This is a genomic window from Pseudomonas sichuanensis (assembly GCF_003231305.1).
GTDB classification, from domain to species: Bacteria; Pseudomonadota; Gammaproteobacteria; order Pseudomonadales; family Pseudomonadaceae; genus Aquipseudomonas; species Aquipseudomonas sichuanensis.
Map to the genome: position 1 here is coordinate 63,666 of NZ_QKVM01000024.1, position 22,263 is coordinate 85,928.

General features: G+C 65.4%; 15 protein-coding genes. 5 read left to right on the forward strand and 10 right to left on the reverse strand.

Annotation, left to right across the window (positions count from 1 at the left end; genetic code table 11):
* Positions 1–252 precede the first annotated feature (252 nt).
* Positions 253–567 (reverse strand): DUF6124 family protein, encoded by a 315-nt coding sequence (locus DM373_RS14580; RefSeq protein WP_110994240.1) that lies wholly within the window; start codon positions 565–567, stop codon positions 253–255.
* Positions 568–697: 130 nt separating this feature from the next.
* Between DM373_RS14580 and DM373_RS14585 the strand changes: the two genes are divergently transcribed.
* Positions 698–1,354, forward strand: a complete 657-nt coding sequence (locus DM373_RS14585; protein ID WP_110994257.1) for a LexA family protein — start codon at positions 698–700, stop codon at positions 1,352–1,354.
* Positions 1,355–1,709: 355 nt separating this feature from the next.
* Here the strand turns inward: DM373_RS14585 and DM373_RS14595 are convergent, their stop codons facing one another.
* Genes DM373_RS14595 through DM373_RS14610 form a run of 4 tightly spaced genes read right to left on the reverse strand, consistent with a single transcriptional unit; the run spans position 1,710 to position 7,271 of the window.
* On the reverse strand, positions 1,710–3,665 hold the full coding sequence (locus tag DM373_RS14595; RefSeq protein ID WP_110994241.1) for an acetyl/propionyl/methylcrotonyl-CoA carboxylase subunit alpha: 1,956 nt from the start codon (positions 3,663–3,665) through the stop codon (positions 1,710–1,712).
* Positions 3,662–4,477, reverse strand: coding sequence for a gamma-carboxygeranoyl-CoA hydratase (locus DM373_RS14600; RefSeq protein WP_110994242.1), 816 nt, complete (start codon positions 4,475–4,477; stop codon positions 3,662–3,664). Before DM373_RS14600 ends, DM373_RS14595 begins: the two co-directional genes overlap by 4 nt.
* A 3-nt stretch (positions 4,478–4,480) precedes the next feature.
* On the reverse strand, positions 4,481–6,088 hold the full coding sequence (locus DM373_RS14605) for a carboxyl transferase domain-containing protein (protein ID WP_110994243.1): 1,608 nt from the start codon (positions 6,086–6,088) through the stop codon (positions 4,481–4,483).
* Between the two features lie 19 nt (positions 6,089–6,107).
* Positions 6,108–7,271 (reverse strand): isovaleryl-CoA dehydrogenase, encoded by a 1,164-nt coding sequence (locus tag DM373_RS14610; RefSeq protein ID WP_110994244.1) that lies wholly within the window; start codon positions 7,269–7,271, stop codon positions 6,108–6,110.
* A 283-nt stretch (positions 7,272–7,554) separates the two neighbouring features.
* Here DM373_RS14610 and DM373_RS14620 point away from each other — a divergent pair, with 283 nt between their 5' ends.
* The gene (locus DM373_RS14620) at positions 7,555–9,258 is read left to right on the forward strand and encodes an AMP-binding protein (protein ID WP_110994246.1); all 1,704 of its coding nucleotides are present in this window, start codon (positions 7,555–7,557) and stop codon (positions 9,256–9,258) included.
* Here DM373_RS14620 and DM373_RS14625 read toward each other — a convergent pair.
* Both DM373_RS14625 and DM373_RS28955 read right to left on the reverse strand, forming a co-directional pair.
* Complete coding sequence (locus DM373_RS14625) at positions 9,200–9,490, reverse strand: acyl carrier protein (protein WP_110994247.1); 291 nt, start codon at positions 9,488–9,490, stop codon at positions 9,200–9,202. The genes DM373_RS14620 and DM373_RS14625 overlap by 59 nt on opposite strands.
* Positions 9,491–9,588: 98 nt before the next feature.
* Positions 9,589–9,750: a hypothetical protein gene (locus tag DM373_RS28955; RefSeq protein ID WP_167409837.1), complete on the reverse strand. Its 162-nt coding sequence runs from the start codon at positions 9,748–9,750 to the stop codon at positions 9,589–9,591.
* A gap of 139 nt (positions 9,751–9,889) precedes the next feature.
* On the opposite strand from DM373_RS28955, the gene DM373_RS14630 reads away from it, so the two are divergent.
* The 3 genes from DM373_RS14630 to glgB all read left to right on the forward strand — a co-directional run bounded on the left by DM373_RS14630 (position 9,890) and on the right by glgB (position 17,684).
* Positions 9,890–11,908: an alpha-1,4-glucan--maltose-1-phosphate maltosyltransferase gene (locus DM373_RS14630; RefSeq protein ID WP_110994248.1), complete on the forward strand. Its 2,019-nt coding sequence runs from the start codon at positions 9,890–9,892 to the stop codon at positions 11,906–11,908.
* A 100-nt stretch (positions 11,909–12,008) separates the two neighbouring features.
* Positions 12,009–15,326, forward strand: coding sequence for a maltose alpha-D-glucosyltransferase (gene treS, locus DM373_RS14635; RefSeq protein WP_110994249.1), 3,318 nt, complete (start codon positions 12,009–12,011; stop codon positions 15,324–15,326).
* A 147-nt stretch (positions 15,327–15,473) separates the two neighbouring features.
* Positions 15,474–17,684: a 1,4-alpha-glucan branching protein GlgB gene (glgB, locus tag DM373_RS14640; protein ID WP_110994250.1), complete on the forward strand. Its 2,211-nt coding sequence runs from the start codon at positions 15,474–15,476 to the stop codon at positions 17,682–17,684.
* Between the two features lie 75 nt (positions 17,685–17,759).
* Here glgB and DM373_RS14645 read toward each other — a convergent pair whose 3' ends face one another.
* The 3 genes from DM373_RS14645 to glgX all read right to left on the reverse strand — a co-directional run.
* Positions 17,760–18,836 carry an autotransporter domain-containing protein gene (locus DM373_RS14645; RefSeq protein ID WP_110994251.1) on the reverse strand — a complete coding sequence of 359 codons (1,077 nt, stop codon included), beginning with the start codon at positions 18,834–18,836 and terminating at the stop codon, positions 17,760–17,762.
* Positions 18,837–19,166: 330 nt separating this feature from the next.
* On the reverse strand, positions 19,167–19,961 hold the full coding sequence (locus tag DM373_RS14650) for an endonuclease/exonuclease/phosphatase family protein (RefSeq protein WP_110994252.1): 795 nt from the start codon (positions 19,959–19,961) through the stop codon (positions 19,167–19,169).
* Positions 19,962–20,122: 161 nt separating this feature from the next.
* The coding region (gene glgX, locus DM373_RS14655; protein WP_110994253.1) for a glycogen debranching protein GlgX at positions 20,123–22,263 on the reverse strand (2,141 nt) is incomplete at its 5' end.

Here is a 22,263-nt window from a genome sequence, read left to right on the forward strand (position 1 = left end):
CCAAAAAAAATGACCCGGCAAAAAGCCGGGTCAAAAACCGTGATTAGCCTGATGAGGAGATAATCTGAGCGTCCGACCTGAGGACGTTGCAGGTTATCCAGCGGGTCTCGCGACCTGCTGAGTGCAATAATAATCGTTATCATTTGCCAGTCAAATGATTTTTCCGGTTATCGGCAAAATAATCTTCCTGACGCGCTCCTCGTCCCCGGCAAATGGGGCTTTTGCCGTTCGTCAGCTGTCACGTTCTCCCTTCTATACCGCCCCTTGTTCCGTGGTTTGGCGCTGCTCGAGCAGGGCTCGCGCCATGTTGATCATGTGCATCAGGGCAAATACCACATCCCGTGTCGTGCCCTGCAGATGGGTGCCTGTTTCCTGGGCGGTGGCTGCCGCGCAGCGCAGCAGCGCCATGGCGTTTTCGTTCGCCTGCTCGCCGGTGACGCCTTCGCGCAGTGTCCACAGTGGGCGCTGCAGCTCCGACGGGGTAGGGGTGGGGTTGAGGTAGAAGTCGAGGGCGCGGCGGGCGGCCTCTTCGTCGAGATCTGTTTCTTCTTTTTTCGAATTGCTCATGACTGCACCTATGAAATCCGTTCCAGGACAATGAGCGGATGATGGTAGGTCATTCTGTATTATTGTCGCGTGCTAAGATAATTCAGAATGTGTGTTGATGCCGTTCATCCAGTCCGTATCGTTCACAGCCATGGAAAACTGGATCGAATTTCTCTCGCGCTACAAGCACGAGCACAACCTAAAGCAATACCAACTGGCCGAACGCCTGGGGATGACCCAAGGCGGTCTCGGCCATTGGTTGCGTGGCACGCGCCGGCCAACCCTGGAAACCGTCAACGAAAAGCTGGAGCAGCTTGGGCTGGTGTACCTGGAGGCGCGGGTGATGGTGGTCGAGCGCGATAACATGGCGCGCGAGGACCGGGGTGTTTACGCGGTGGACCGGCCGCTTTCGGTCAATGCCATGCGTCATGCCAGTTTTCGCTTTCCGGTGTTGAGCTGGGCCGACCTGCAGAGCACGTTGCCCGAGTCCAGTGAAACCCAGGAACTGACTGGCTATTTGCCTGCCGGCAATGCCTTCTGGTTACCGGTGGAGAATGACTCGATGAACGCTGCCAGTGGCAGGAGCGTGCCGCAGGGCGTGCTGGTTCTGGTGGATGCCGGGATCGAGGTAGCGCCAGGCAGGCTGGTGGTGGCCCGGCAACCGGGCAAGCCAGCGGTGCTGAGGGAGTTGATCGAGGAGGGCGGGCAGCGGATGCTCAGGCCGCTCAATACCTTGTATCCCACCGTGCTGTGCGAGGAGGGGTGCGAGTTTCTGGGGGTTGTGGTGCGGATGCACGGGGTGCTCTAGGTTTGCGCGGGGACCGCGTTGGGGCTGCGAGGTGCCAGGCGGTAGCCTTGCAGCGCTCTTGAGATCGAGCGCCGCCCGCGCGGCGCTTCGCGGGTAAACCCGCTCCCACAGTTTGTTTCGGGCCAGTCTTTCCTGGGCCATCACCTGGTCCGCCTTGTTGGTACGACGCGGTTTCAGTGTGGGCGTTGCCGCCGCCCCACATGACTCAGGGCATGCACCAAGGCAGGCGCCGGTACTTTCACAGGAATAAATGGCCCGAAACAGACTGTGGGAGCGGGTTTACCCGCGAAGCGCCGCGCGGGCGGCGCTCGATCTCATAGGCGCTGCAAACCTTTCGGCGAGCGCATCGCAACCATCACTCCCCCTCCAACTCCACCAGCACCGTCCCCTCGCTGACCATATCCCCCTCCTGACAGAACAGCGCCTTCACCGTCCCGCCATGGGGCGCGCGAATGCTGTGCTCCATCTTCATGGCTTCAAGCACCACCAGCGCGGTACCGGCCTCCACCACCTGCCCCGGCTCCACCAGCACCCGCACGATACTGCCGTTCATCGGCGCACCGAGCCCGCCCTGATGGCTGTGGCTCGCTTCAGCGGCGGCAATCGGGTCATGCACGCTGACGGCATGCAGCTCGCCGTGCCACTGCAGGTACAGAGTGCCGCCCCGGCGCACGGCCAGATGGCGACGACGGATGCCGTCCTGGTCGTGGCACAGCTGTTCGCCAACGAGCTGGTAGCTAGACGGCGCAGTGCGTTCCAGCGCGACCGCCTGCTCATGCCCCTCACACTGCAAATGCAGGCTGCTGCGTGCTGGCAGCCCCAGGCGCAGCCCCTCGCGGGCGGCCCACGGCGAGGCTGGGTCGTCCTGGCGTTGCAGGGCCGGCGCGCTCTGTAGCCAGGCTTCGGCGGCAGCTTCCCAGAACGGCGCGGGCAAGGCTTCGACCGCCGGCAGCAGAACCTCCTGATGACGGGGAATGAACCCCGTGTCCAGCTCCGCCGCGGCAAACGCCGGGTGGGCGAGGATGCGGCGCAGGAAGGCGATGTTGCTCTTCAAGCCACCGATGGCGAACTCATCGAGCATCGCCAGCAGCCGCAGACGCGCCTGCTCGCGGTCCTGGCCCCAGGCAATCAGCTTGCCCAGCATCGGGTCGTAGAATGGCGACACCACGTCGCCCTCGCTGACCCCGCTGTCCACCCGCCGCCCTTCACCCGGCGCCGACTCGCGGTACAGCGCCAGGGTGCCGGTGGCCGGCAGGAATTCGTTGGCCGGATCCTCGGCGTACAGCCGCACTTCGATCGCATGGCCGATCAGCGGTACCTGCTCCTGGGTGATCGGCAGTGCTTCGCCACAGGCGACGCGAATCTGCCAGGCCACCAGATCGAGGCCGGTGATGGCCTCGGTGACCGGATGCTCCACCTGCAGGCGGGTGTTCATCTCCATGAAGAAGAACTCGCCACGGGCGTCGAGCAGGAACTCCACGGTACCGGCGCCCACGTAGCCGATGGCCTGGGCCGCGCGCACCGCCGCCTGGCCCATGGCCTGGCGCAGTTCCGGGGACAGGCCCGGGGCTGGCGCTTCCTCCACGACCTTCTGGTGGCGACGCTGGATCGAGCAGTCGCGCTCGTTCAGGTACAGGCAATTGCCGTGCTGGTCGGCGAACACCTGGATCTCAACATGCCGTGGCTTGAGCACGTATTTTTCCACCAGCATGCGCGCATCGCCGAACGACGACTGTGCTTCACGCTGGGCCGAGGCCAGGGCGTCGGCCAGCTGGCTTTCCTCCTCGACCACCTTCATGCCCTTGCCGCCACCGCCGGCGCTGGCCTTGAGCAGCACCGGGTAGCCGATGCGTTCGGCGGCGGCGCGGAAGGTGTCGATATCCTGCGCTTCACCGTGGTAACCGGGTACCAGCGGCACGCCGGCAGCCTCCATCAGCGCCTTGGCCGCCGACTTGCTGCCCATGGCGTCGATGGCGCTGGCCGGTGGGCCGAGGAAGATCAGCCCGGCCTGTTCGATGGCGCGGGCGAAGCCGGCGTTCTCCGATAGAAAACCATAGCCCGGGTGGATGGCCTGGGCGCCGCTGGCCTTGGCCGCGGCGATCAGCTTGTCGATCACCAGGTAGCTGTCGGCGGCCTTGCTGCCGCCCAGGTCGACACGGATGTCGGCTTCGCGGCTGTGGCGTGCGTCACGGTCGGTGGCGCTGTGCACGGCCACGGTGGTCAGGCCCAGGGCCTTGGCGGTGCGCATCACCCGGCAGGCGATCTCGCCGCGGTTGGCGACCAGCAGGGTGGTCAACGTGGGACGGCTCATGGGCGCGATTCCTTCTTCTGTTCGGTTTGCCAGGCGGGGCGACGTTTTTCCAGGAAGGCGCGCAGGCCCTCCTGGCCTTCGGCGCTGACGCGGATACGGGCGATGGTGTTCTCGCAATAGCGGCGCAGGGCCGGGCTCAGCTCGCCGTCGTCCACTTCGCGCAACAGCTCCTTGGTGGCGCGCAGGGCCTGGGGGCTGTTGTGCAGCAGGTTGTCCACCCAGGCTTCGACCTGGGTGTCCAGTTCGCCGGCCGGGTACGCCTCGGCCAGCAGCCCCAGTTCACGGGCACGTACCCCGCTGAAACGCTCGGCGGTGAGGGCATAGCGGCGTGCGGCGCGCTCGCCGATGGCCTTGACCACGAACGGGCTGATCACCGCCGGGGCCAGGCCGATGCGCACTTCCGACAGGCACAGTTGCGCGTCTTCGGCGCCGATGGCCATGTCGCAGCAACTGATCAACCCCAGCGCGCCACCAAAGGCCGCGCCTTGCACCACGGCCAGGGTCGGGGCCTTGAGGCGGTGCAGGGCATACATCAGCTCGCCCAGTTCATGGGCGTCGTCGAGGTTGGTATTGAAGTCCAGTTGCGCCGACTGCTGCATCCAGGCCAGGTCCGCGCCGGCGCTGAAATGCCGGCCACGGCCACGCAGCAGCAGGAAGCGCAGGCTGCTGTCTTCGGCTAGCCGGTCCAGCGCGACGATCAGCTCGCGGATCATCTGGGCGTTGAAGGCGTTGTTCTTGTCTTCCCGGCTCAGCCACAGGGTGGTGAAGCCGCGGGGGTCGTGTTCCAGCTCGATAGTGGCGAAATCGGTCATGGGTCACATCCGGAAAATGCCGAAGCGGCTCTGTTCGATCGGGGCGTTCAGCGCGGCGGACAGCGCCAGGCCGAGCACGTCGCGGGTCTGCGCCGGGTCGATGACGCCGTCGTCCCACAGCCGGGCGCTGGAGTAGTAGGGGTGCCCCTGGTGCTCGTACTGGTCGAGGATCGGCTGCTTGAGCTTCTTCTCGTCTTCCAGGCTGAACACTTCGCCGCTGCGCTCGCTTTGCTCGCGCTTGACCTGAGCCAGCACGCCGGCCGCCTGTTCGGCACCCATCACGCCGATGCGCGCATTGGGCCACATCCACAAGAAGCGCGGGTCGTAGGCGCGGCCGCACATGCCGTAGTTGCCGGCACCGAAGCTGCCGCCGATGATCACCGTGAACTTCGGCACCTGGGCGCAGGCTACCGCGGTCACCAGTTTGGCCCCGTGCTTGGCGATGCCGCCTTCTTCGTACTTCTTGCCGACCATGAAACCGGTGATGTTCTGCAGGAACAGCAGCGGGATGCCGCGCTGGCAGGCCAGCTCGATGAAGTGCGCGCCTTTTTGCGCGGCTTCGGCGAACAGGATGCCGTTGTTGGCCAGGATCGCCACCGGGTAGCCGTGCAGGTGGGCGAAACCACAGACCAGGGTGGTGCCGAACAGCGCCTTGAACTCATCGAACACCGAGCCGTCGACCAGGCGCGCAATCACCTCGCGCACATCGAATGGCTGCTTGGCATCGGCCGGCACCACGCCATACAACTCTTCGGCGCCATACAGCGGTGCAATCGGTGCCTGGCATTGCAGTTTGCCGAGCTTGTGCCAGTTGAGGTTGGCCACGCTGCGCCGGGCGATGGACAGGGCGTGTTCATCGTTGTCGGCATAGTGGTCGGCCACGCCGCTGGTGCGGCAGTGCACGTCGGCGCCGCCGAGGTCCTCGGCGCTGACCACTTCACCGGTCGCCGCTTTCACCAAGGGCGGGCCGGCGAGGAAGATGGTCGCCTGCTGGCGCACCATGATCGCCTCGTCGGCCATGGCCGGCACATAGGCGCCACCGGCGGTGCACGAGCCCATCACCACGGCGATCTGGGGGATGCCCAGCGCGCTCATGTTGGCCTGGTTGAAGAAGATCCGCCCGAAGTGCTCGCGGTCGGGGAACACCTCGTCCTGGCGTGGCAGGTTGGCGCCGCCGGAGTCCACCAGGTAGATGCACGGCAGGCGGTTCTGCAGGGCGATGGTCTGGGCGCGCAGGTGCTTTTTCACCGTCAGCGGGTAGTAGGAGCCGCCTTTGACCGTGGCGTCGTTGGCCACGATCATGCACTCCACGCCCTCGATGCGGCCGATACCGGCGATCACGCCAGCGGCGGGTACGTCCTCGCCGTAGACCTCATGGGCGGCCAGCTGGCCGATCTCGAGGAACGCCGAACCCGGGTCGAGCAGGCGGTCGATGCGCTCGCGCGGCAGCAGCTTGCCGCGCGAGGTGTGCCGCTGCTGGGCCTTGGGCCCGCCGCCCTGGTTGACCTGGGCGAGCAGGCCGCGCAGTTTCGCGACCTGCTCGAGCATGGCCGCGCTGTTGCCGGCGAACTCCGCCGAGCGCGGGTTGATCTGGGTGTGCAAGGTAGCCATGTGCGCCCGTTCCTTATGCTCAGCGGGTTTCGTTGAACAGTTCGCGACCGATCAGCATCCGGCGGATCTCGCTGGTGCCGGCGCCGATCTCGTACAGCTTGGCATCGCGCAGCAGGCGGCCGGCCGGGAACTCATTGATGTAGCCGTTGCCGCCGAGGATCTGGATCGCCTCCAGGGCCATCTGCGTGGCGCGCTCGGCGGTGTACAGGATCACCCCGGCGGCGTCCTTGCGGGTGGTCTCGGCGCGGTCGCAGGCCTGGGCCACGGCGTACAGGTAGGCGCGGCTGGCGTTGAGCTGGGTGTACATGTCGGCGATCTTGCCCTGGATCAGCTGGAACTCGCCGATGCTCTGGCCGAACTGCTTGCGGTCGTGAATGTAGGGCACCACCAGGTCCATGCAGCTCTGCATGATGCCGGTCGGGCCGCCCGAGAGCACCACGCGCTCGTAGTCCAGGCCGCTCATCAGCACCCGTACGCCGCCGTTGAGCTGGCCGAGGATGTTCTCTTCGGGTACTTCCACGTCATCGAAGAACAGCTCACAGGTGTTGGAGCCGCGCATGCCCAGCTTGTCGAACTTGTTGCTGCGGCTGAAACCTTTCCAGTCGCGCTCGACGATGAACGCAGTGATGCCGTGGGGGCCCTTGTCCAGGTCGGTCTTGGCGTAGATCACATAGGTGTTGGCGTCGGGGCCGTTGGTGATCCAGGTCTTGCTGCCGTTGAGCACATAGCGGTCGCCGCGCTTTTCGGCGCGCAGCTTCATCGACACCACGTCGGAGCCGGCGTTGGGTTCGCTCATGGCCAGGGCGCCGATGTGCTCGCCGCTGATCAGCTTGGGCAGGTACTTGAGTTTCTGCTCGTGGGTACCGTTGCGGTTGATCTGGTTGACGCACAGGTTGGAGTGGGCGCCGTAGGACAGGGCCACCGAGGCCGACCCGCGGCTGATTTCTTCCATCGCCACCACGTGGGCCAGGTAGCCCAGGCCGGCGCCGCCGTACTCCTCCGCAACCGTGATGCCCAAGAGGCCCATGTCGCCGAACTTGCGCCACATGTCGGCGGGGAACAGGTTGTCGTGGTCGATTTGCGCGGCGCGCGGGGCCAGCTCGGCGGCGACGAAGGTGCGCACCTGGTCGCGGAGCATGTCGATGGTTTCGCCCAGGGCGAAGTTCAGGGTCGGGTAATGCATGTGGGCACCTTCTTGTTCTTGAAATGGGAGCGGTTGCTGCGGCGTTGTGGGAGCGGGCTTGCCCCGCGATGCCCGTCAGAACGGCCAGCGGTATTGCCTGGTCCGGCCTCATCGCGGGGCAAGCCCGCTCCCACAACGCCGTCATGTCTATGGTTGACGTTAACGTAAACCTGCCTCCCGACACTGTCAATGGAATCATCACCTTTACGTAAACGTAAATCTGCGCCAGAGTATTTGCCGCCTGCTTCAGTCATGCCCAGAACAACCACAAGAAGGGACAACCATGCCTCAACCAAGCTATACCCGCGGCCGCCAGGACCATCCTTTGTTGACCCTGACCATAGGCCAGGCCTTCGATGCCACCGTGGCCCGGCATGCCGAGCGCGAGGCGCTGGTGGTGCGGCACCAGGGCCTGCGCTACAGCTGGCGCGAACTGGCCGCACAGGTCGAGCTGCACGCCCGGGCGCTGATGGCGCTGGGCGTGGCCGGCGGCGAACGGGTCGGCATCTGGGCGCCCAACTGCGCCCAGTGGTGCATCCTGCAGCTGGCCACGGCCAAGGTTGGCGCGATCCTGGTCAACATCAACCCGGCCTATCGGGTGGGGGAGCTTGAATATGTGCTGCGCCAGTCCGGCTGCCGCTGGCTGGTGTGCGCCGATGCGTTCAAGACCTCCGACTACCACGCCATGGTGCAGGCGCTGGTGCCGCAGCTGGCCGAGCATCCCGTCGGCCAGTTGCGCAGCGAGCGCCTGCCCGACCTGCGCGGGGTGATCAGCCTGGCCGCCGAGCCGCCCGCAGGCTTTCTGCCCTGGGCCGCGCTGGCCGGGCGGGCAGGGGAGACCGATGCCGCCACCTTCGAGCAGCGCCAGAACAGCCTGCAGTTCGACCAGCCGGTGAACATCCAGTACACCTCCGGCACCACCGGCGCGCCCAAAGGGGCGACCCTGAGCCACTACAACATTCTCAACAACGGTTACATGGTCGGCGAAAGCCTGGGCCTCACCGAACACGACCGCATGGTGATCCCGGTGCCGCTGTACCACTGCTTCGGCATGGTCATGGCCAACCTCGGTTGCATTACCCACGGCAGCACCATGGTCTACCCCAACGACGCCTTCGACGCCGAGCTCACCCTGCGCGCCGTGGCCGAAGAGCGCGCCAGCATCCTCTATGGCGTGCCGACCATGTTCATCGCCATGCTCGACCATCCGTCGCGCCCGCAGCTGGACCTCTCGACCCTGCGCAGCGGCATCATGGCCGGCGCCACCTGTCCGATCGAGGTGATGCGCAAGGTCATCGAGCAGATGCACATGGCCGAGGTGCAGATCGCCTACGGCATGACCGAGACCAGCCCGGTGTCGCTGCAGACCGGCCCGGATGATGAGCTGGAGCTACGTGTGACCACGGTCGGCCGCACCCAGCCGCAGCTGGAAACCAAGCTGGTGGACGCCGACGGCTGCATCGTCCCGCGTGGCCAGATCGGCGAGTTGTGCACCCGTGGGTACAGCGTGATGCTCGGCTACTGGGACAACCTGCAAGCCACCCACGATGCGATCGACCCGGCCCGCTGGATGCGCACCGGTGATCTGGCGGTGATGGACGATCAGGGTTACGTGCGCATCGTCGGGCGCAACAAGGACATGATCATCAGAGGCGGCGAGAACATCTATCCGCGTGAGCTGGAAGAGTTCTTCCACACGCATCCGGCGGTGGCCGAGGCACAGGTGGTGGGGATTCCGTGCAGCAAATACGGCGAGGAGGTGGTGGCCTGGATCCGCCTGCACCCTGGGCACAGCGCCACGGCGGATGAATTGCAGCAGTGGTGCAAGGCGCGCTTGGCGCATTTCAAGGCGCCTCGACATTTTCGCTTTGTCGACGAGTTCCCGATGACGGTGACGGGGAAGGTGCAGAAGTTTCGGATGCGTGAGATCAGTGTCGAGGAGCTAGGCGCCCCGGCTGGGCATCAATCGCCTGGCGCACCAGCTTGAGCAATTGATCGAAGGTGACGTCGACGGAAATCTCCGTTTCGATCAGGATGTGCAGCTCTTCCTCGATCCGTGCCTGCAGCTCGACCATGTCGAAGCTGTCGGCGCCAAGTTCGCCCATGCCATAGCCAGCCCTGAGCGCCTTGTGCCTGCCATTGAGTTCAAGGAAGTCGTCGATGATCCACAGCAGGATCGAGGTGACACGGTCGTCGGCGGGCATGAGGGCGGCTGGCATCAGAGGGGTGAGTGCTCTGTTTAACCAGCTTCGCCCGCCTGCGCTACTGGCAAAAATATCAGGTGCCCCGCCAGCCTCACCCCCAGCCTTGTCTATCCTCAAGCTTTCACCGGCGGCTCCTCGCTCGGCGGGTCGCCCACCGTGGGCGGCGCGCTCGGCTTGATCGGCGCTTCGTCCGGATCCTCCTCGGGCACCGGCGGCGGCAATGTCGGGTCGTCGATGTTCGGGTCGGGTGTCTCCGGTGGAATGGGAATACTCATGGGCCTGACCTCGCGTGGTGAATGAAGCGGTGTTGCAGGCTTGGACTCACGCCTTGCGCCATTCGCTCAGTTTTTTTGAACCCCGCGCCTGATCACGGCTCAGAACCCTAACCGCCACAATCCACACGGAGCGAGTGCGATGTCAGGTAACGAGCCCTTCGAAAGCGTGCCCATGGCCAACGATCACCCGGAGCAGGCCATCAGCCTGTCCCAGGCCTTGCTGGCGCCGCGCATCGTGATCGAGGATGTAAGCCCGGTGCTCGACGGCGGCACCTTTGCCGTCAAGGCGGTGCGCGGGCACAAGGTCGGGGTCAGCGCCAAGGTCTACAGCGACGGCCACGACCGCCTGGCGGTGCGGCTCAACTGGCGCCAAGCCCACAGCCGGGGCTGGCAAGCCTTGGCCATGGTCTCTCCAGGCAACGACCTGTGGCTGGCCGAGTTCACCCCTGGCGAACTGGGCCTGCACCTGTTCAGTATCGAGGCCTGGATCGACCCGTTCGCCACCTACTGCCACGATCTGGAGAAAAAGTACGCCGCAGGCGCGGACGTAAAGCTCGAACTCGAAGAAGGGCGCTTGCTGCTGGGCAAGGGCATCGAGCGCAGCGACGGCGCGTTGCGCGAGCAGTTGCAAGCCTTGCAGCAGCGCCTGCCGGGCTTGTCGGTGGATGACCAGGTGGCGCAGCTGCTGCACCCCGATGTCACCCGGTTGATGAGCGAGGCCGAGCACCGCAGTTACCTCACCCGTAGCGGCGAGTTGCCCTTGGACGTGGACCGCGAAGCCGCGTTGTTCGCCAGCTGGTACGAGCTGTTCCCACGTTCGGTCACCGACGACCCCGAGCGCCACGGCACCTTCAACGACGTGCACCAGCGCCTGCCGATGATCCGCGACATGGGCTTCGACGTGCTGTACTTCCCGCCCATCCACCCCATCGGCATGCAACACCGCAAGGGCCGCAACAACGCTTTGCAGGCCGAGCCCGGCGACCCCGGCAGCCCCTACGCCATCGGCAGCCCCGAAGGCGGCCACGACGCCATCCACCCACAGCTGGGCAGCCGCGAAGACTTCCGTCGGCTGGTGGCGGCTGCCGCCGAGCACGGCCTGGAGATCGCCCTGGACTTCGCCATCCAGTGCTCCCAGGACCACCCCTGGCTGAAGGAGCACCCCGGTTGGTTCAGCTGGCGCCCCGACGGCACCATCCGCTATGCCGAGAACCCGCCGAAAAAGTACCAGGACATCGTCAACGTCGATTTCTACGCCCCCGAGGCGGTGCCCAGCCTGTGGCTGGCGCTGCGCGACGTGGTGGTCGGCTGGGTCGAGGAGGGGGTCAAGACCTTCCGCGTCGACAACCCGCACACCAAGCCACTGCCGTTCTGGCAATGGCTGATCGCCAATGTGCGCAGCCAACACCCCGAGGTGATCTTCCTCGCCGAAGCCTTCACCCGCCCGGCGATGATGGCGCGGCTGGGCAAGGTGGGGTACGCCCAGAGCTACACCTACTTCACTTGGCGCAACAGCAAGCAGGAGTTGCGCGAGTATTTCGAAGAACTCAACCAGCCGCCGTGGAGCCTGTGCTATCGGCCCAACTTCTTCGTCAACACGCCGGATATCAACCCGTTTTTCCTGCATACCTCGGGCCGTGCGGGCTTTCTGATCCGCGCCGCGCTGGCGACCATGGGCTCAGGGCTGTGGGGCATGTATTCGGGCTTCGAGCTGTGCGAAGGCACGCCGCTGCCCGGCAAGGAGGAATACCTGGACTCGGAGAAATACGAGATCCGCCCGCGCGACTTCAACCAGCCCGGCAATATCGTCGCCGAAATCGCCCAGCTCAACCGCATCCGCCGGCACAACCGCGCCCTGCAGACCCACCTGGGCGTGGTCTTGCTCAACTGCTGGAACGACCAGATCCTGTACTTCGCCAAGCGCACCGCCGAGCGCGACAACTACATCCTCGTCGCCATCAGCCTCGACCCGCACAACGCCCAGGAGGCCAGCTTCGAGCTGCCCCTGTGGGAGCTGGGCCTGGATGACCACGCCGATACCCAGGGCGAGGACCTGATGACCGGCCAGCGCTGGACCTGGCACGGCAAGACCCAGTGGATGCGCATCGAGCCCTGGCACCAGCCGTTCGGCATCTGGCGGATAGAGAAAATGCGCTAGGCCAATCGCGGGGCAAGCCCGCTCCCACGATCTACCACGTGGGAGCGGGCTTGCCCCGCGATCATCCTCGTGCACCAAACCGAACAGAAAGGAGTCGCACATGGCCAAGCGTTCCCGCCCGGCAGCCTTCATCGACGATCCCCTCTGGTACAAGGACGCGGTGATCTACCAGCTGCACGTGAAATCGTTCTTCGATGCGAACAACGACGGCATCGGCGATTTCGCAGGCTTGATCAGCAAGCTCGACTACATCGCCGAACTCGGCGTCAACACCCTCTGGCTGCTGCCGTTCTACCCCTCGCCCCGGCGCGATGACGGCTACGACATCGGCGAATACAAAGCCGTGCATCCGGACTACGGCAGCATGGCCGATGCCAAGCGCTTCATCGCCCAAGCCCACAAGCGCGGCCTGCGGGTGATCACCGAGCTGGTCATCAACCACACCTCCGACCAGCACCCCTGGTTCCAGCGCGCCCGCCACGCCAAGCGCGGCAGCAAGGCCCGGGACTTCTACGTGTGGTCGGACGATGAGCAGAAATACGACGGTACCCGGATCATCTTCCTCGACACCGAAAAGTCCAACTGGACCTGGGATCCGGTGGCCGGCCAGTACTTCTGGCACCGCTTCTACTCGCACCAGCCGGACCTGAACTTCGACAACCCGCAGGTGCTCAAGGCCGTGATCGGGGTGATGCGTTTCTGGCTCGACATCGGCGTCGATGGCCTGCGCCTGGACGCCATTCCCTACCTGATCGAGCGCGACGGCACCAACAACGAAAACCTGCCTGAGACCCACGCAGTGCTCAAGGCGATCCGCGCCGAGATCGACGCCAACTACCCCGACCGCATGCTGCTGGCCGAGGCCAACCAGTGGCCGGAGGACACCCGGCCGTACTTCGGCGAAGGTGAAGGCGACGAATGCCACATGGCCTTCCACTTCCCGCTGATGCCGCGCATGTACATGGCCCTGGCCATGGAAGACCGCTTCCCGATCACCGATATCCTGCGCCAGACCCCGGAGATCCCCGCCAACTGCCAATGGGCGATCTTCCTGCGCAACCACGATGAGCTGACCCTGGAGATGGTCACCGACCGCGAGCGCGACTACCTGTGGAACTACTACGCCGAAGACCGTCGCGCGCGCATCAACTTAGGCATCCGCCGCCGCCTGGCGCCCTTGCTGCAGCGCGACCGCCGGCGCATCGAGCTGCTGACCAGCCTGCTGCTGTCGATGCCCGGCACGCCCACGCTGTACTACGGCGACGAACTGGGCATGGGCGACAACATCTACCTGGGCGACCGCGACGGCGTGCGCACCCCCATGCAGTGGTCGCCGGACCGCAACGGCGGTTTCTCCAAGGCCGAGCCGCAGCGCCTGGTGCTGCCCCCGATCATGGACCCGCTGTACGGCTACCAGACCGTCAACGTCGAGGCCCAGGCCCACGACCCGCACTCGCTGCTCAACTGGAACCGCCGCCTGCTGTCGGTGCGCAACCAGCAGAAGGCCTTTGGCCGTGGCACCTTGAAAATGCTCACCCCAAGCAACCGGCGCATCCTCGCCTATATCCGCGAGTACACCGATGCCGAAGGCAACAGTGAAGTCGTGCTGTGCGTGGCCAACGTTTCACGCGCCGCCCAGGCCGCGGAGCTGGAGCTTTCGCAGTACGCCGAACGGGTGCCGGTGGAGATGCTCGGTGGCAGCGCGTTCCCGCCCATCGGCCAGTTGCCGTTCCTGCTGACCCTGGCGCCGTACGGCTTCTACTGGTTCCTGCTGGCCGCCCACGACCGCATGCCCAGTTGGCACGTGCAGCCCACCGAAGGCCTGCCCGATCTGACCACCCTGGTGCTGCGCAAGCGCATGGAAGAGCTGCTCGAAGCGCCGTCCCGGGGCACCCTGGAAAGCGTGGTCCTGCCCCAGTACCTGCCCAAGCGCCGCTGGTTCGCCGGCAAGGAAGGGCCGATCGACCAGGTGCGCCTGCGTTACGGCGTACGCTTCGCCACCGCGACGTTGCCAGCATTGCTCGGCGAGCTGGAGGTACACGGCAACGGGGTGGTCACTCACTACCAGCTGCCGTTCGGGTTGTTGCCAGAGGAGCAGATCAACGCCGCGCTGCCTCAGCAACTGGCGTTGTCGCGGGTGCGCCGTGGTCGTCAGGTGGGGCTCATTACCGATGCCTTCGTCCTCGAACCCTTCATCCGTGCGGTGCTACGCGGCTGCCAGGATGGCCTGCGCCTGCCCTGTGGCGACGGCCTGGGCGAACTGCGTTTCCAGTGCACCGAGCAACTGGCCGCGCTGGCGCTCGATGACCAGAGCGAGGTGCGCTACCTGGGCGCGGAGCAGTCCAACAGCTCGGTGGTGGTGGGCGGCAGCCTGGTGCTCAAGCTGATCCGCCGGGTCAACCCGGGCATCCACCCGGAGCTGGAGATGAGCGCCTACCTCACGGCTGCCGGTTTTGCCAATATCTCGCCTTTGCTGGCCTGGGTCAGCCGCATCGACGAAAGCGATCAAGCAACCCTGCTGATGATCGCCCAGGGCTACCTGAGCAACCAGGGCGATGCCTGGGACTGGACCCAGAACACCCTGGAGCGGGCGATCCGCGACGAGATGGAACCGACCCGCAGCGAGCAGGAGGCGCACACCGACGCCTTGGCCGAACTCACCGGCTTCGCCGCCTTGCTGGGCCAGCGCCTGGGCGAGATGCACCTGCTGCTGGCGGCGCCCACCGCTGATGAAGCGTTCCAACCGCGGCCGAGCGATGCCCGCGACAGCGAGCGCTGGAGCCGGCAGATCAGCAGCGAGCTCGAGCATGCCCTGGACCTGCTGGCCCAGCACCGCAACAGCCTGGACGGTGAAAGCCAGGCCCTGGTCGACGACCTGCAGCAACAACGCCAAGGCTTGCGCCAGCACATCGACAACCTGGCCCGCCAGGCCCAGGGCGGGTTGTTGATGCGTGTACACGGCGACCTGCACCTGGGCCAGGTGCTGGTGGTGCAGGGCGATGCCTACCTGATCGATTTCGAGGGCGAACCGGCCCGTCCGTTGAACGAGCGCCGGGCCAAACACAGCCCATACAAGGATGTCAGCGGCGTATTGCGATCCTTCGACTATGCTGCTGCCATGATCCTGCGCAGCGCCTCGGCGGTAGACCTCTCCGACGCGGCGCGCCAGGCCCGTCAGCGGGTTGCCCGGCAGTACCTGCACCAGTCGCGTCATGCCTTCGTCGAAGCCTATGGCCTGGCCACCGCCGCCATGCCCCATGCCTGGCAGCAGGCCGAGGGCGAGCGCGCCGCACTGGAACTGTTCTGCCTGGAAAAAGCCGCCTACGAAATCAGCTACGAAGCCGAGAACCGGCCGAGTTGGCTGGCCGTGCCTTTGCATGGCCTGCATGGGTTGATCAGTACCTGGGGGGAGTCATGAGTTTCGTAGTTTCGTGGGAGCGGGCTTGCCCCGCGATGGGGCCTCAACCCTCATCGCAAGGCAAGTCGCATCGGCGCACCGCCGCTCCCACGCCGCGCTCAAAAGGTCGTCAAGCAATCGTGTAAACACATGGAAAGGGGCAGTGAGATGAATGCAACCACGCGTGACAACGGCAGCCTTCGGCAACGGGACCTGGACGCCCTTGCCAGCGCCACGCACGCCGACCCGTTCGCCGTGCTCGGCCCGCACCCCGATGGTGCAGGCGGTCAGTTTATCCGGGCCTTCCTGCCCAACGCCCTGAATGCGCGCGTGCTGGCGCGCGATGGCGGGCGCGTGCTCGCTGAAATGCAGCAACAGCGCCTGCCAGGGCTGTTCACCGTGCACATCGACGATGCACAGCCGTACCTGCTGCAGATCGGCTGGGCCGGGGGCGAGCAGGTCACCGAAGACCCTTACAGCTTCGGCCCGCAACTGGGCGACATGGACATGTACCTGTTCTCCGAGGGCAACCACCGCGACCTGTCCGGCCGCTTCGGTGCGCAACCGACCCAGGCCGACGGCATCGACGGCGTGTGCTTCTCGGTGTGGGCGCCCAACGCCAGACGGGTTTCGGTGGTGGGCGACTTCAACAACTGGGACGGCCGCCGCCACCCCATGCGCCTGCGCCACAGCGCCGGCGTGTGGGAACTGTTCGTGCCGCGCCTGGGTGTCGGCGAGACCTACAAGTTCGAAGTGCTCGGCGCCGACGGTGTGCTGCCGCTCAAGGCCGACCCGCTGGCCCGCGCCACCGAACTGCCACCGAGTACCGCCTCGAAGGTGGCCGGCGCCCTGGCCCACGACTGGCACGATGAGCAATGGATGGCGCAGCGCGCCCAGCGCCACGCCTACAACGCACCGCTGTCGATCTATGAGCTGCACGCCGGCTCCTGGCGCTGCGAGCTGGACGACACCGGCGAGGTCGCGCGCTTCTACAACTGGCGCGAGCTGGCCGAACGCCTGGTGCCCTACGTGCAGGAACTGGGCTTCACCCATATCGAGCTGATGCCGATCATGGAGCACCCGTTCGGCGGGTCCTGGGGCTATCAGCCGCTGTCGCTGTTCGCCCCGACCTCGCGCTACGGCACGGCGGAGGATTTCGCCTTCTTCATCGACGCCTGCCACCAGGGCGGCATCGGCGTGATCCTCGACTGGGTACCGGCGCATTTCCCCACCGACGAACACGGCCTGGCGCGCTTCGACGGCACCGCGCTGTACGAGTACGACAATCCGCTGGAAGGCTTCCACCAGGACTGGAACACGCTGATCTACAACCTTGGGCGCAACGAGGTGCGCGGCTTCATGCTGGCCTCGGCGCTGCACTGGCTCAAGCATTTCCACATCGACGGCCTGCGCGTCGATGCGGTGGCGTCGATGCTCTACCGTGATTACTCGCGCAAGGCCGGCGAGTGGGTGCCCAACCGCCATGGCGGGCGCGAGAACCTCGAAGCCATCGACTTCATCCGCCACCTCAACGGCGTCGCGGCCCACGAGGCACCGGGCGCGCTGATCATCGCCGAGGAATCCACCGCCTGGCCCGGGGTCAGCCAGCCGGTGCAGCAGGGCGGCCTGGGCTTTGCCTACAAGTGGAACATGGGCTGGATGCACGACACCCTGCACTACATGCAGAACGACCCGATCCACCGCACCTACCACCACAACGAGATGAGCTTCGGGCTGATCTATGCCTACTCCGAGCACTTCATCCTGCCCATCTCCCACGACGAGGTGGTGCACGGCAAGCACTCGCTGATCGACAAGATGCCCGGCGACCGCTGGCAGAAGTTCGCCAACTTGCGCGCCTACCTGGCGTTCATGTGGGCCCACCCGGGCAAGAAGCTGCTGTTCATGGGCTGCGAGTTCGGCCAGTGGCGCGAGTGGAACCACGACAGCGAACTGGACTGGTACCTGCTGCAATACCCCGAGCATCAAGGGGTACAGCGCCTGGTCGGCGACCTCAACCGCCTGTACCGCGAGGAGCCGGCACTGCACGAACAGGACTGCCAGCCCCAGGGCTTCCAGTGGTTGATCGGCGACGATGCGCACAACAGCGTGTACGCCTGGCTGCGCTGGAGCAGCCAGGGCGAACCCTTGCTGGTGGTGGCCAACTTCACCCCGGTGCCGCGCGAGGGCTACCGGATCGGCGTGCCGTTCGGCGAACGTTGGCAAGAGTTGCTCAACAGCGATGCCGGGCTGTATGCCGGGTCGAACGTGGGCAACCTGGGGGCAGTGGCCAGCGATGAGATTGCCAGCCATGGGCAGCCCTTGTCGCTGGCGCTGAACCTGCCGCCGCTGGGGGTTTTGGTGATGAAGCCAGCCTGACAGGGCCATCGCGGGGCAAGCCCGCTCCCACGGTCTGAACGTGGGAGCGGGCTTGCCCCGCGATGGCATTGCCGCCTACCAGCGCATCCGCACGCCCAGGCTGCCAATCAGCCCATTCAGGTCATTGTCGTCCACATCACTGCTGTAATCGGCACTGACGAACAGCGCCACGTTCGGTGTGACCCGCGCCACCAGCCCCAACCCCAGGTCCACCGAGGTCGAACTGCGCGAACTGGAGATCTTGTCTACCTGGTCCAGCTTCACCGAGTCGCTGTTGCTGAAGTCGTACCAGACGTTGGTGCGCACATAGGGCTCGATGGGCATGCCTTTCACTTCGTAGCGTGCCGACAGCTTGGCACCGACCCGACCGCTCCAGCTTGGCTGGCTGTCGAACGCTTGCAAGGTTTCCTCCTGCACCTGGCTGCCAGGGAAGAACTGCTGGTTGATCAATTGCGCCTGGGGCTCGATCACCCAGCCGCCGCCCAGGCCGATGGGGAAGCCACCCTCCACCGAGAAGGTCATCGCATGGCCGCTGTCGTCCACCCGCTGGCCGGCCTGGGAGCGGCCATTGACGTCGATGCGCGTGCCCATGGCCACGGCGTCCACGTGCCAGCCCTGCTCATGGGTCATGCTCCAGTACACGCCCAGGCTCTCGCCGCTGAGGTTCACCGCATTGCGCTGCTTGTCGCCGAGCAAGGGGCGCATGCCGTTGAAGCTGCTCTGCAGGTTGTTGTGGCCGACGAAGATCCCGGCCCGGTGAACGTTGCCTGCGCTGGTTTCGCGCACGAACAGGTCGGGGCCGATCATCAACTGCTGGCTGGGCGCCTCCAGTTGCGCCGGCGCCTGGGCCGTTGGCCGTGGTGCGCCGGGGAAGAACTGCGCCCACTGGCTGGCGATCATGTCGCCGGCCAGCGGGCCGTGGCGCTCGCTCATCTGCGTGGAGAAGGCCGAGAGCATGCCCTGGTTGAGGCCATTGACGCTCAGCGGGTCGAGGGAGAGTTGGGGGACCTCGGGCTGTTCCAGGAACCGGGCGAAGGTTTCGCCCTCCTGCAGTTCGAAGGCAAAGGTTTCCACCGGGGTTGCCAAGAGCAGCGACGTGGAAACCGCGCAGAAAAAAGCTTCGAAGCGCAGGGGGTTCGAGGTGCTTTTCATGGCGGATCTCCTGTTGTTGTGTGTTGGACAGCACGTTGAACAGCCGGGCAATCTGGCCTGATGTCACGGGCTGTACGACAAAAACAGGGGCGACCCAGACCCGCGCGCCAGCCTGCTTGAGCGCGCACAAAGGCGCGAGCTAGAGACCCGGCACGAATTTTTACGTCTGTTGGTTCTGTTCAGCTAAGGAGAGGACAGGGCTTGCGTCAAGAATATGTGAAGGCTTTGGTAAGGGTTCGTTGAGTAATTCAAGCCATTGAATTTGTGCAGAATTGGCGAGGCCATATCGACAAAGGCGATTTCTCGGCGGGCGGCTATGCCGAATCGTTGCTACAGGCGCACTTCCACTGCCAATGGCAGATGATCGGACAGGTGTGTCCAGGGCTTGTGGCCGAGGATCTTCGGCCCATGGCTGTCGGCGTTGCGCAGGTAGATACGGTCCAGGCGCAGCAGTGGCAGGCGCGCGGGATAAGTGCGGGCGAGCAGGCCGTGATGGCGTTCGAAGGCTTCGTGCAGGCCCTGTTGCCGGCCCAGGGTGCGATTGCCGTGCAACTGCCAGTCGTTGAAGTCACCGGCGATGATCACCGGGGCATCGGCGGGCAGTGCATCGAGCAGCCTGCCCAACAGTTGCAGCTGTTTTTGCCGATGGCTTTCCAGCAGCGACAGGTGCACGCAAATGGCATGCACCGGTGGTTGCCCGGGCACGTCGAGCACGCAGTGCAGCAGGCCGCGGCGTTCGGGGCCGGTGATCGACACGTCGAGGTTGCGGTGTTCGATGATCGGGTACTTGGACAGCAGCGCGTTGCCGTGGTGGCCGTCCGGGTACACCGCGTTGCGCCCGTAGGCGAAGTCGCTCCACATGCTGTCGGCGAGGAATTCGTACTGCGAGGTCTGCGGCCAGCCGGGGTAGCGGCTGGCGTGGCGGCCATGGCTGCCGAGCACTTCCTGCAGGAACACGATATCGGCCTGGGTGCTGCGCACCGCCTCGCGCAGCTCCGGCAGGATGAAGCGCCGGTTGAAGGCGGTGAAACCCTTGTGGGTGTTGACCGTCAGCACCTTGACCCGGTGCACGGCCGGGGCCTGGCTGACGCTGGCGAAACCTGGACTGCCGGCTTCGGGGTTCACGGGGGCTCCTCAGGGACAATGGCTTTGTGGGAGCGGGCTTGCCCCGCGATGGCGTCTGATCAGGCAACATCGCAGGGCTTTGCTGACGCCATCGCGGGGCAAGCCCGCTCCCACAAAGCCTGCTCCCACGCAGTGTAGGACCGAAAAGGCCCATTGCAGGTTCAGTCCTCTTCGCGCTGCAACACCATCAACAGCAACGACCGCCCCTGCACCTCGAACACCGTGTCGAACGGCAGATGCTGCGGCTTGCGCAGCTCCGGCCGGTCGGTGTCGACCAGGCAGCTCCAGTACTCGCCCTGCGGCACCGCCGGCAGTTTGAACGGCACCACGTCGTGGTAGGCGTTGACGATCAGCAGCAGGGTTGCCTCGGCCCCGGGGCGGGCAATGCCGCTGACCTGGGCGCGGCCATCCATCAGCATGCCCAGGCAACGCCCGTGCGGGTCTTCCCACTGCTCCACGGTCATCTCGCTGCCGTCCGGGGCCAGCCAGGTGACGTCCTTGACCCCGATCGCCTCGTTGTAGTCGCCCACCAGAAACCGCGAGCGGCGCAGGATCGGGTAGGCCAGGCGCAGGCGGGTCAGGCGCTTGACGAAGGCCAGCAAGGCCTTGCCGTCCTCGTCCAGCTCCCAGTTGACCCAGCCGATCTCGCTGTCCTGGCAATACGCGTTGTTGTTGCCGTGCTGAGTGCGGCTGAACTCGTCGCCGGCGACGATCATCGGCGTGCCCTGGGCCAGCAGCAGGGTGGCGAAGTAGTTGCGAATCTGGCGCATGCGCAGGGCATTGATCGCAGGGTCGTCGGTCGGGCCTTCGACGCCGCAGTTCCACGACAGGTTGTTGTTGGTGCCGTCCTGGTTGTTCTCGTCGTTGTCCTCGTTGTGCTTGTCGTTGTACGACACCAGGTCGCGCAGGGTGAAACCGTCGTGGGCGGTGACGAAGTTGACCGAGGCGTAGGGCCGCCGGCCACGGTTGTTGAACAGGTCGCCGGAGGCTGTGATGCGCGCGGCGAAGTCGGCGAGCATGCCTTCGTCGCCTTTCCAGAAACTGCGCACGGTGTCGCGGAAACGGTCGTTCCACTCCGCCCAGCCGGGGGCGAAGTTGCCCACCTGATAGCCGCCGGGGCCGCAATCCCAGGGTTCGGCGATCAGCTTGACCTGGCTGAGCATCGGGTCCTGGCGGCAGGCCACGAGGAAGCCGTGGCGTTCGCTGTAGCCGTCGTGGTAGCGGCCGAGGATGGTCGCAAGATCAAAGCGGAAGCCGTCCACATGCATCTCGCCAGCCCAGTAGCGCAGCGAGTCGGTGACCAGTTGCAGCACGCACGGGTGGCTCAGGTCGAGGGTGTTGCCGGTGCCGGAATCGTTGATGTAGAAGCGCTTGTCGTCGGGCTTGAGGCGGTAGTACGAGGCGTTGTCGATGCCGCGCATCGACAGGGTCGGGCCGCGCTCGTTGCCCTCGGCGGTGTGGTTGTAGACCACGTCCAGAATCACTTCCAGCCCGGCGTCGTGCAGGTGCGCGACCATCTCCTTGAACTCGGCGATCTTGCCGCTGGCCAGGTAGCGCGGGTGCGGGGCGAAGAAAGCGATGCTGTTGTAGCCCCAGTAGTTGTTCAGGCCCTTGTCGAGCAGATGCTGGTCGTTGACGAAGGCATGGATCGGCAGCAGTTCGATGCTCGATACCCCAAGCGCCTTGATGTGCCCGAGCAGTTCGTCGTTGGCCAGGCCCGCGAAGGTGCCGCGCAGCGCCTCGGGCACCGCCGGGTGGCGCATGCTGATGCCGCGGGCGTGCGCCTCGTAGAGGATGGTGCGCTCCCAGGGGATCTGCACACGTTGGTCGCGGCCCCAGGTGAACGCCGGGTCGATGACCTTGCATTTGGGCACGAAGGGCGCGCTGTCGCGCTCGTCGAACGACAGGTCGTCGTCGGGGTGGCCAATGGTGTAGCCAAACAGGGCTTCGGACCATTTCAGCGTGCCCACCAGTTGCTTGGCATAGGGGTCGATCAGCAGTTTGTTGGGGTTGAAGCGGTGGCCGTTCTGCGGTTCATACGGACCGTACACGCGGTAGCCGTAGACCAGGCCAGGGTGCGCGTCGGGCAGGTAGCCGTGGTAGATCTCGTCGGTGTACTCGGGCAGCTCGATGCGCTCGAGCTCCTGTTCGCCGGTTGAATCGAACAGGCACAGTTCGACTCTGGTGGCGTTGGCCGAGAACAGGGCGAAGTTGACCCCCAGGCCGTCCCAGGTGGCGCCCAGCGGGAAGGGCATGCCTTCGCGGATGCGCGACGGGGCGACGGAGCGGGTTTTCTTCGGGG

Bases quoted from the DNA above. Each gene is read 5' to 3' on its own strand.
- DM373_RS14645 (WP_110994251.1), bottom strand. From the start codon at position 18,836: ATGAAAAGCACCTCGAACCCCCTGCGCTTCGAAGCTTTTTTCTGCGCG.
- DM373_RS14620 (WP_110994246.1), top strand. From the start codon at position 7,555: ATGCCTCAACCAAGCTATACCCGCGGCCGCCAGGACCATCCTTTGTTG.
- DM373_RS14630 (WP_110994248.1), top strand. From the start codon at position 9,890: ATGTCAGGTAACGAGCCCTTCGAAAGCGTGCCCATGGCCAACGATCAC.
- DM373_RS14625 (WP_110994247.1), bottom strand. From the start codon at position 9,490: ATGCCAGCCGCCCTCATGCCCGCCGACGACCGTGTCACCTCGATCCTG.
- DM373_RS14595 (WP_110994241.1), bottom strand. From the start codon at position 3,665: ATGAGCCGTCCCACGTTGACCACCCTGCTGGTCGCCAACCGCGGCGAG.
- treS (WP_110994249.1), top strand. From the start codon at position 12,009: ATGGCCAAGCGTTCCCGCCCGGCAGCCTTCATCGACGATCCCCTCTGG.
- DM373_RS14605 (WP_110994243.1), bottom strand. From the start codon at position 6,088: ATGGCTACCTTGCACACCCAGATCAACCCGCGCTCGGCGGAGTTCGCC.
- DM373_RS14585 (WP_110994257.1), top strand. From the start codon at position 698: ATGGAAAACTGGATCGAATTTCTCTCGCGCTACAAGCACGAGCACAAC.
- DM373_RS14580 (WP_110994240.1), bottom strand. From the start codon at position 567: ATGAGCAATTCGAAAAAAGAAGAAACAGATCTCGACGAAGAGGCCGCC.
- DM373_RS14610 (WP_110994244.1), bottom strand. From the start codon at position 7,271: ATGCATTACCCGACCCTGAACTTCGCCCTGGGCGAAACCATCGACATG.
- DM373_RS14600 (WP_110994242.1), bottom strand. From the start codon at position 4,477: ATGACCGATTTCGCCACTATCGAGCTGGAACACGACCCCCGCGGCTTC.
- glgB (WP_110994250.1), top strand. From the start codon at position 15,474: ATGAATGCAACCACGCGTGACAACGGCAGCCTTCGGCAACGGGACCTG.
- DM373_RS28955 (WP_167409837.1), bottom strand. From the start codon at position 9,750: ATGAGTATTCCCATTCCACCGGAGACACCCGACCCGAACATCGACGAC.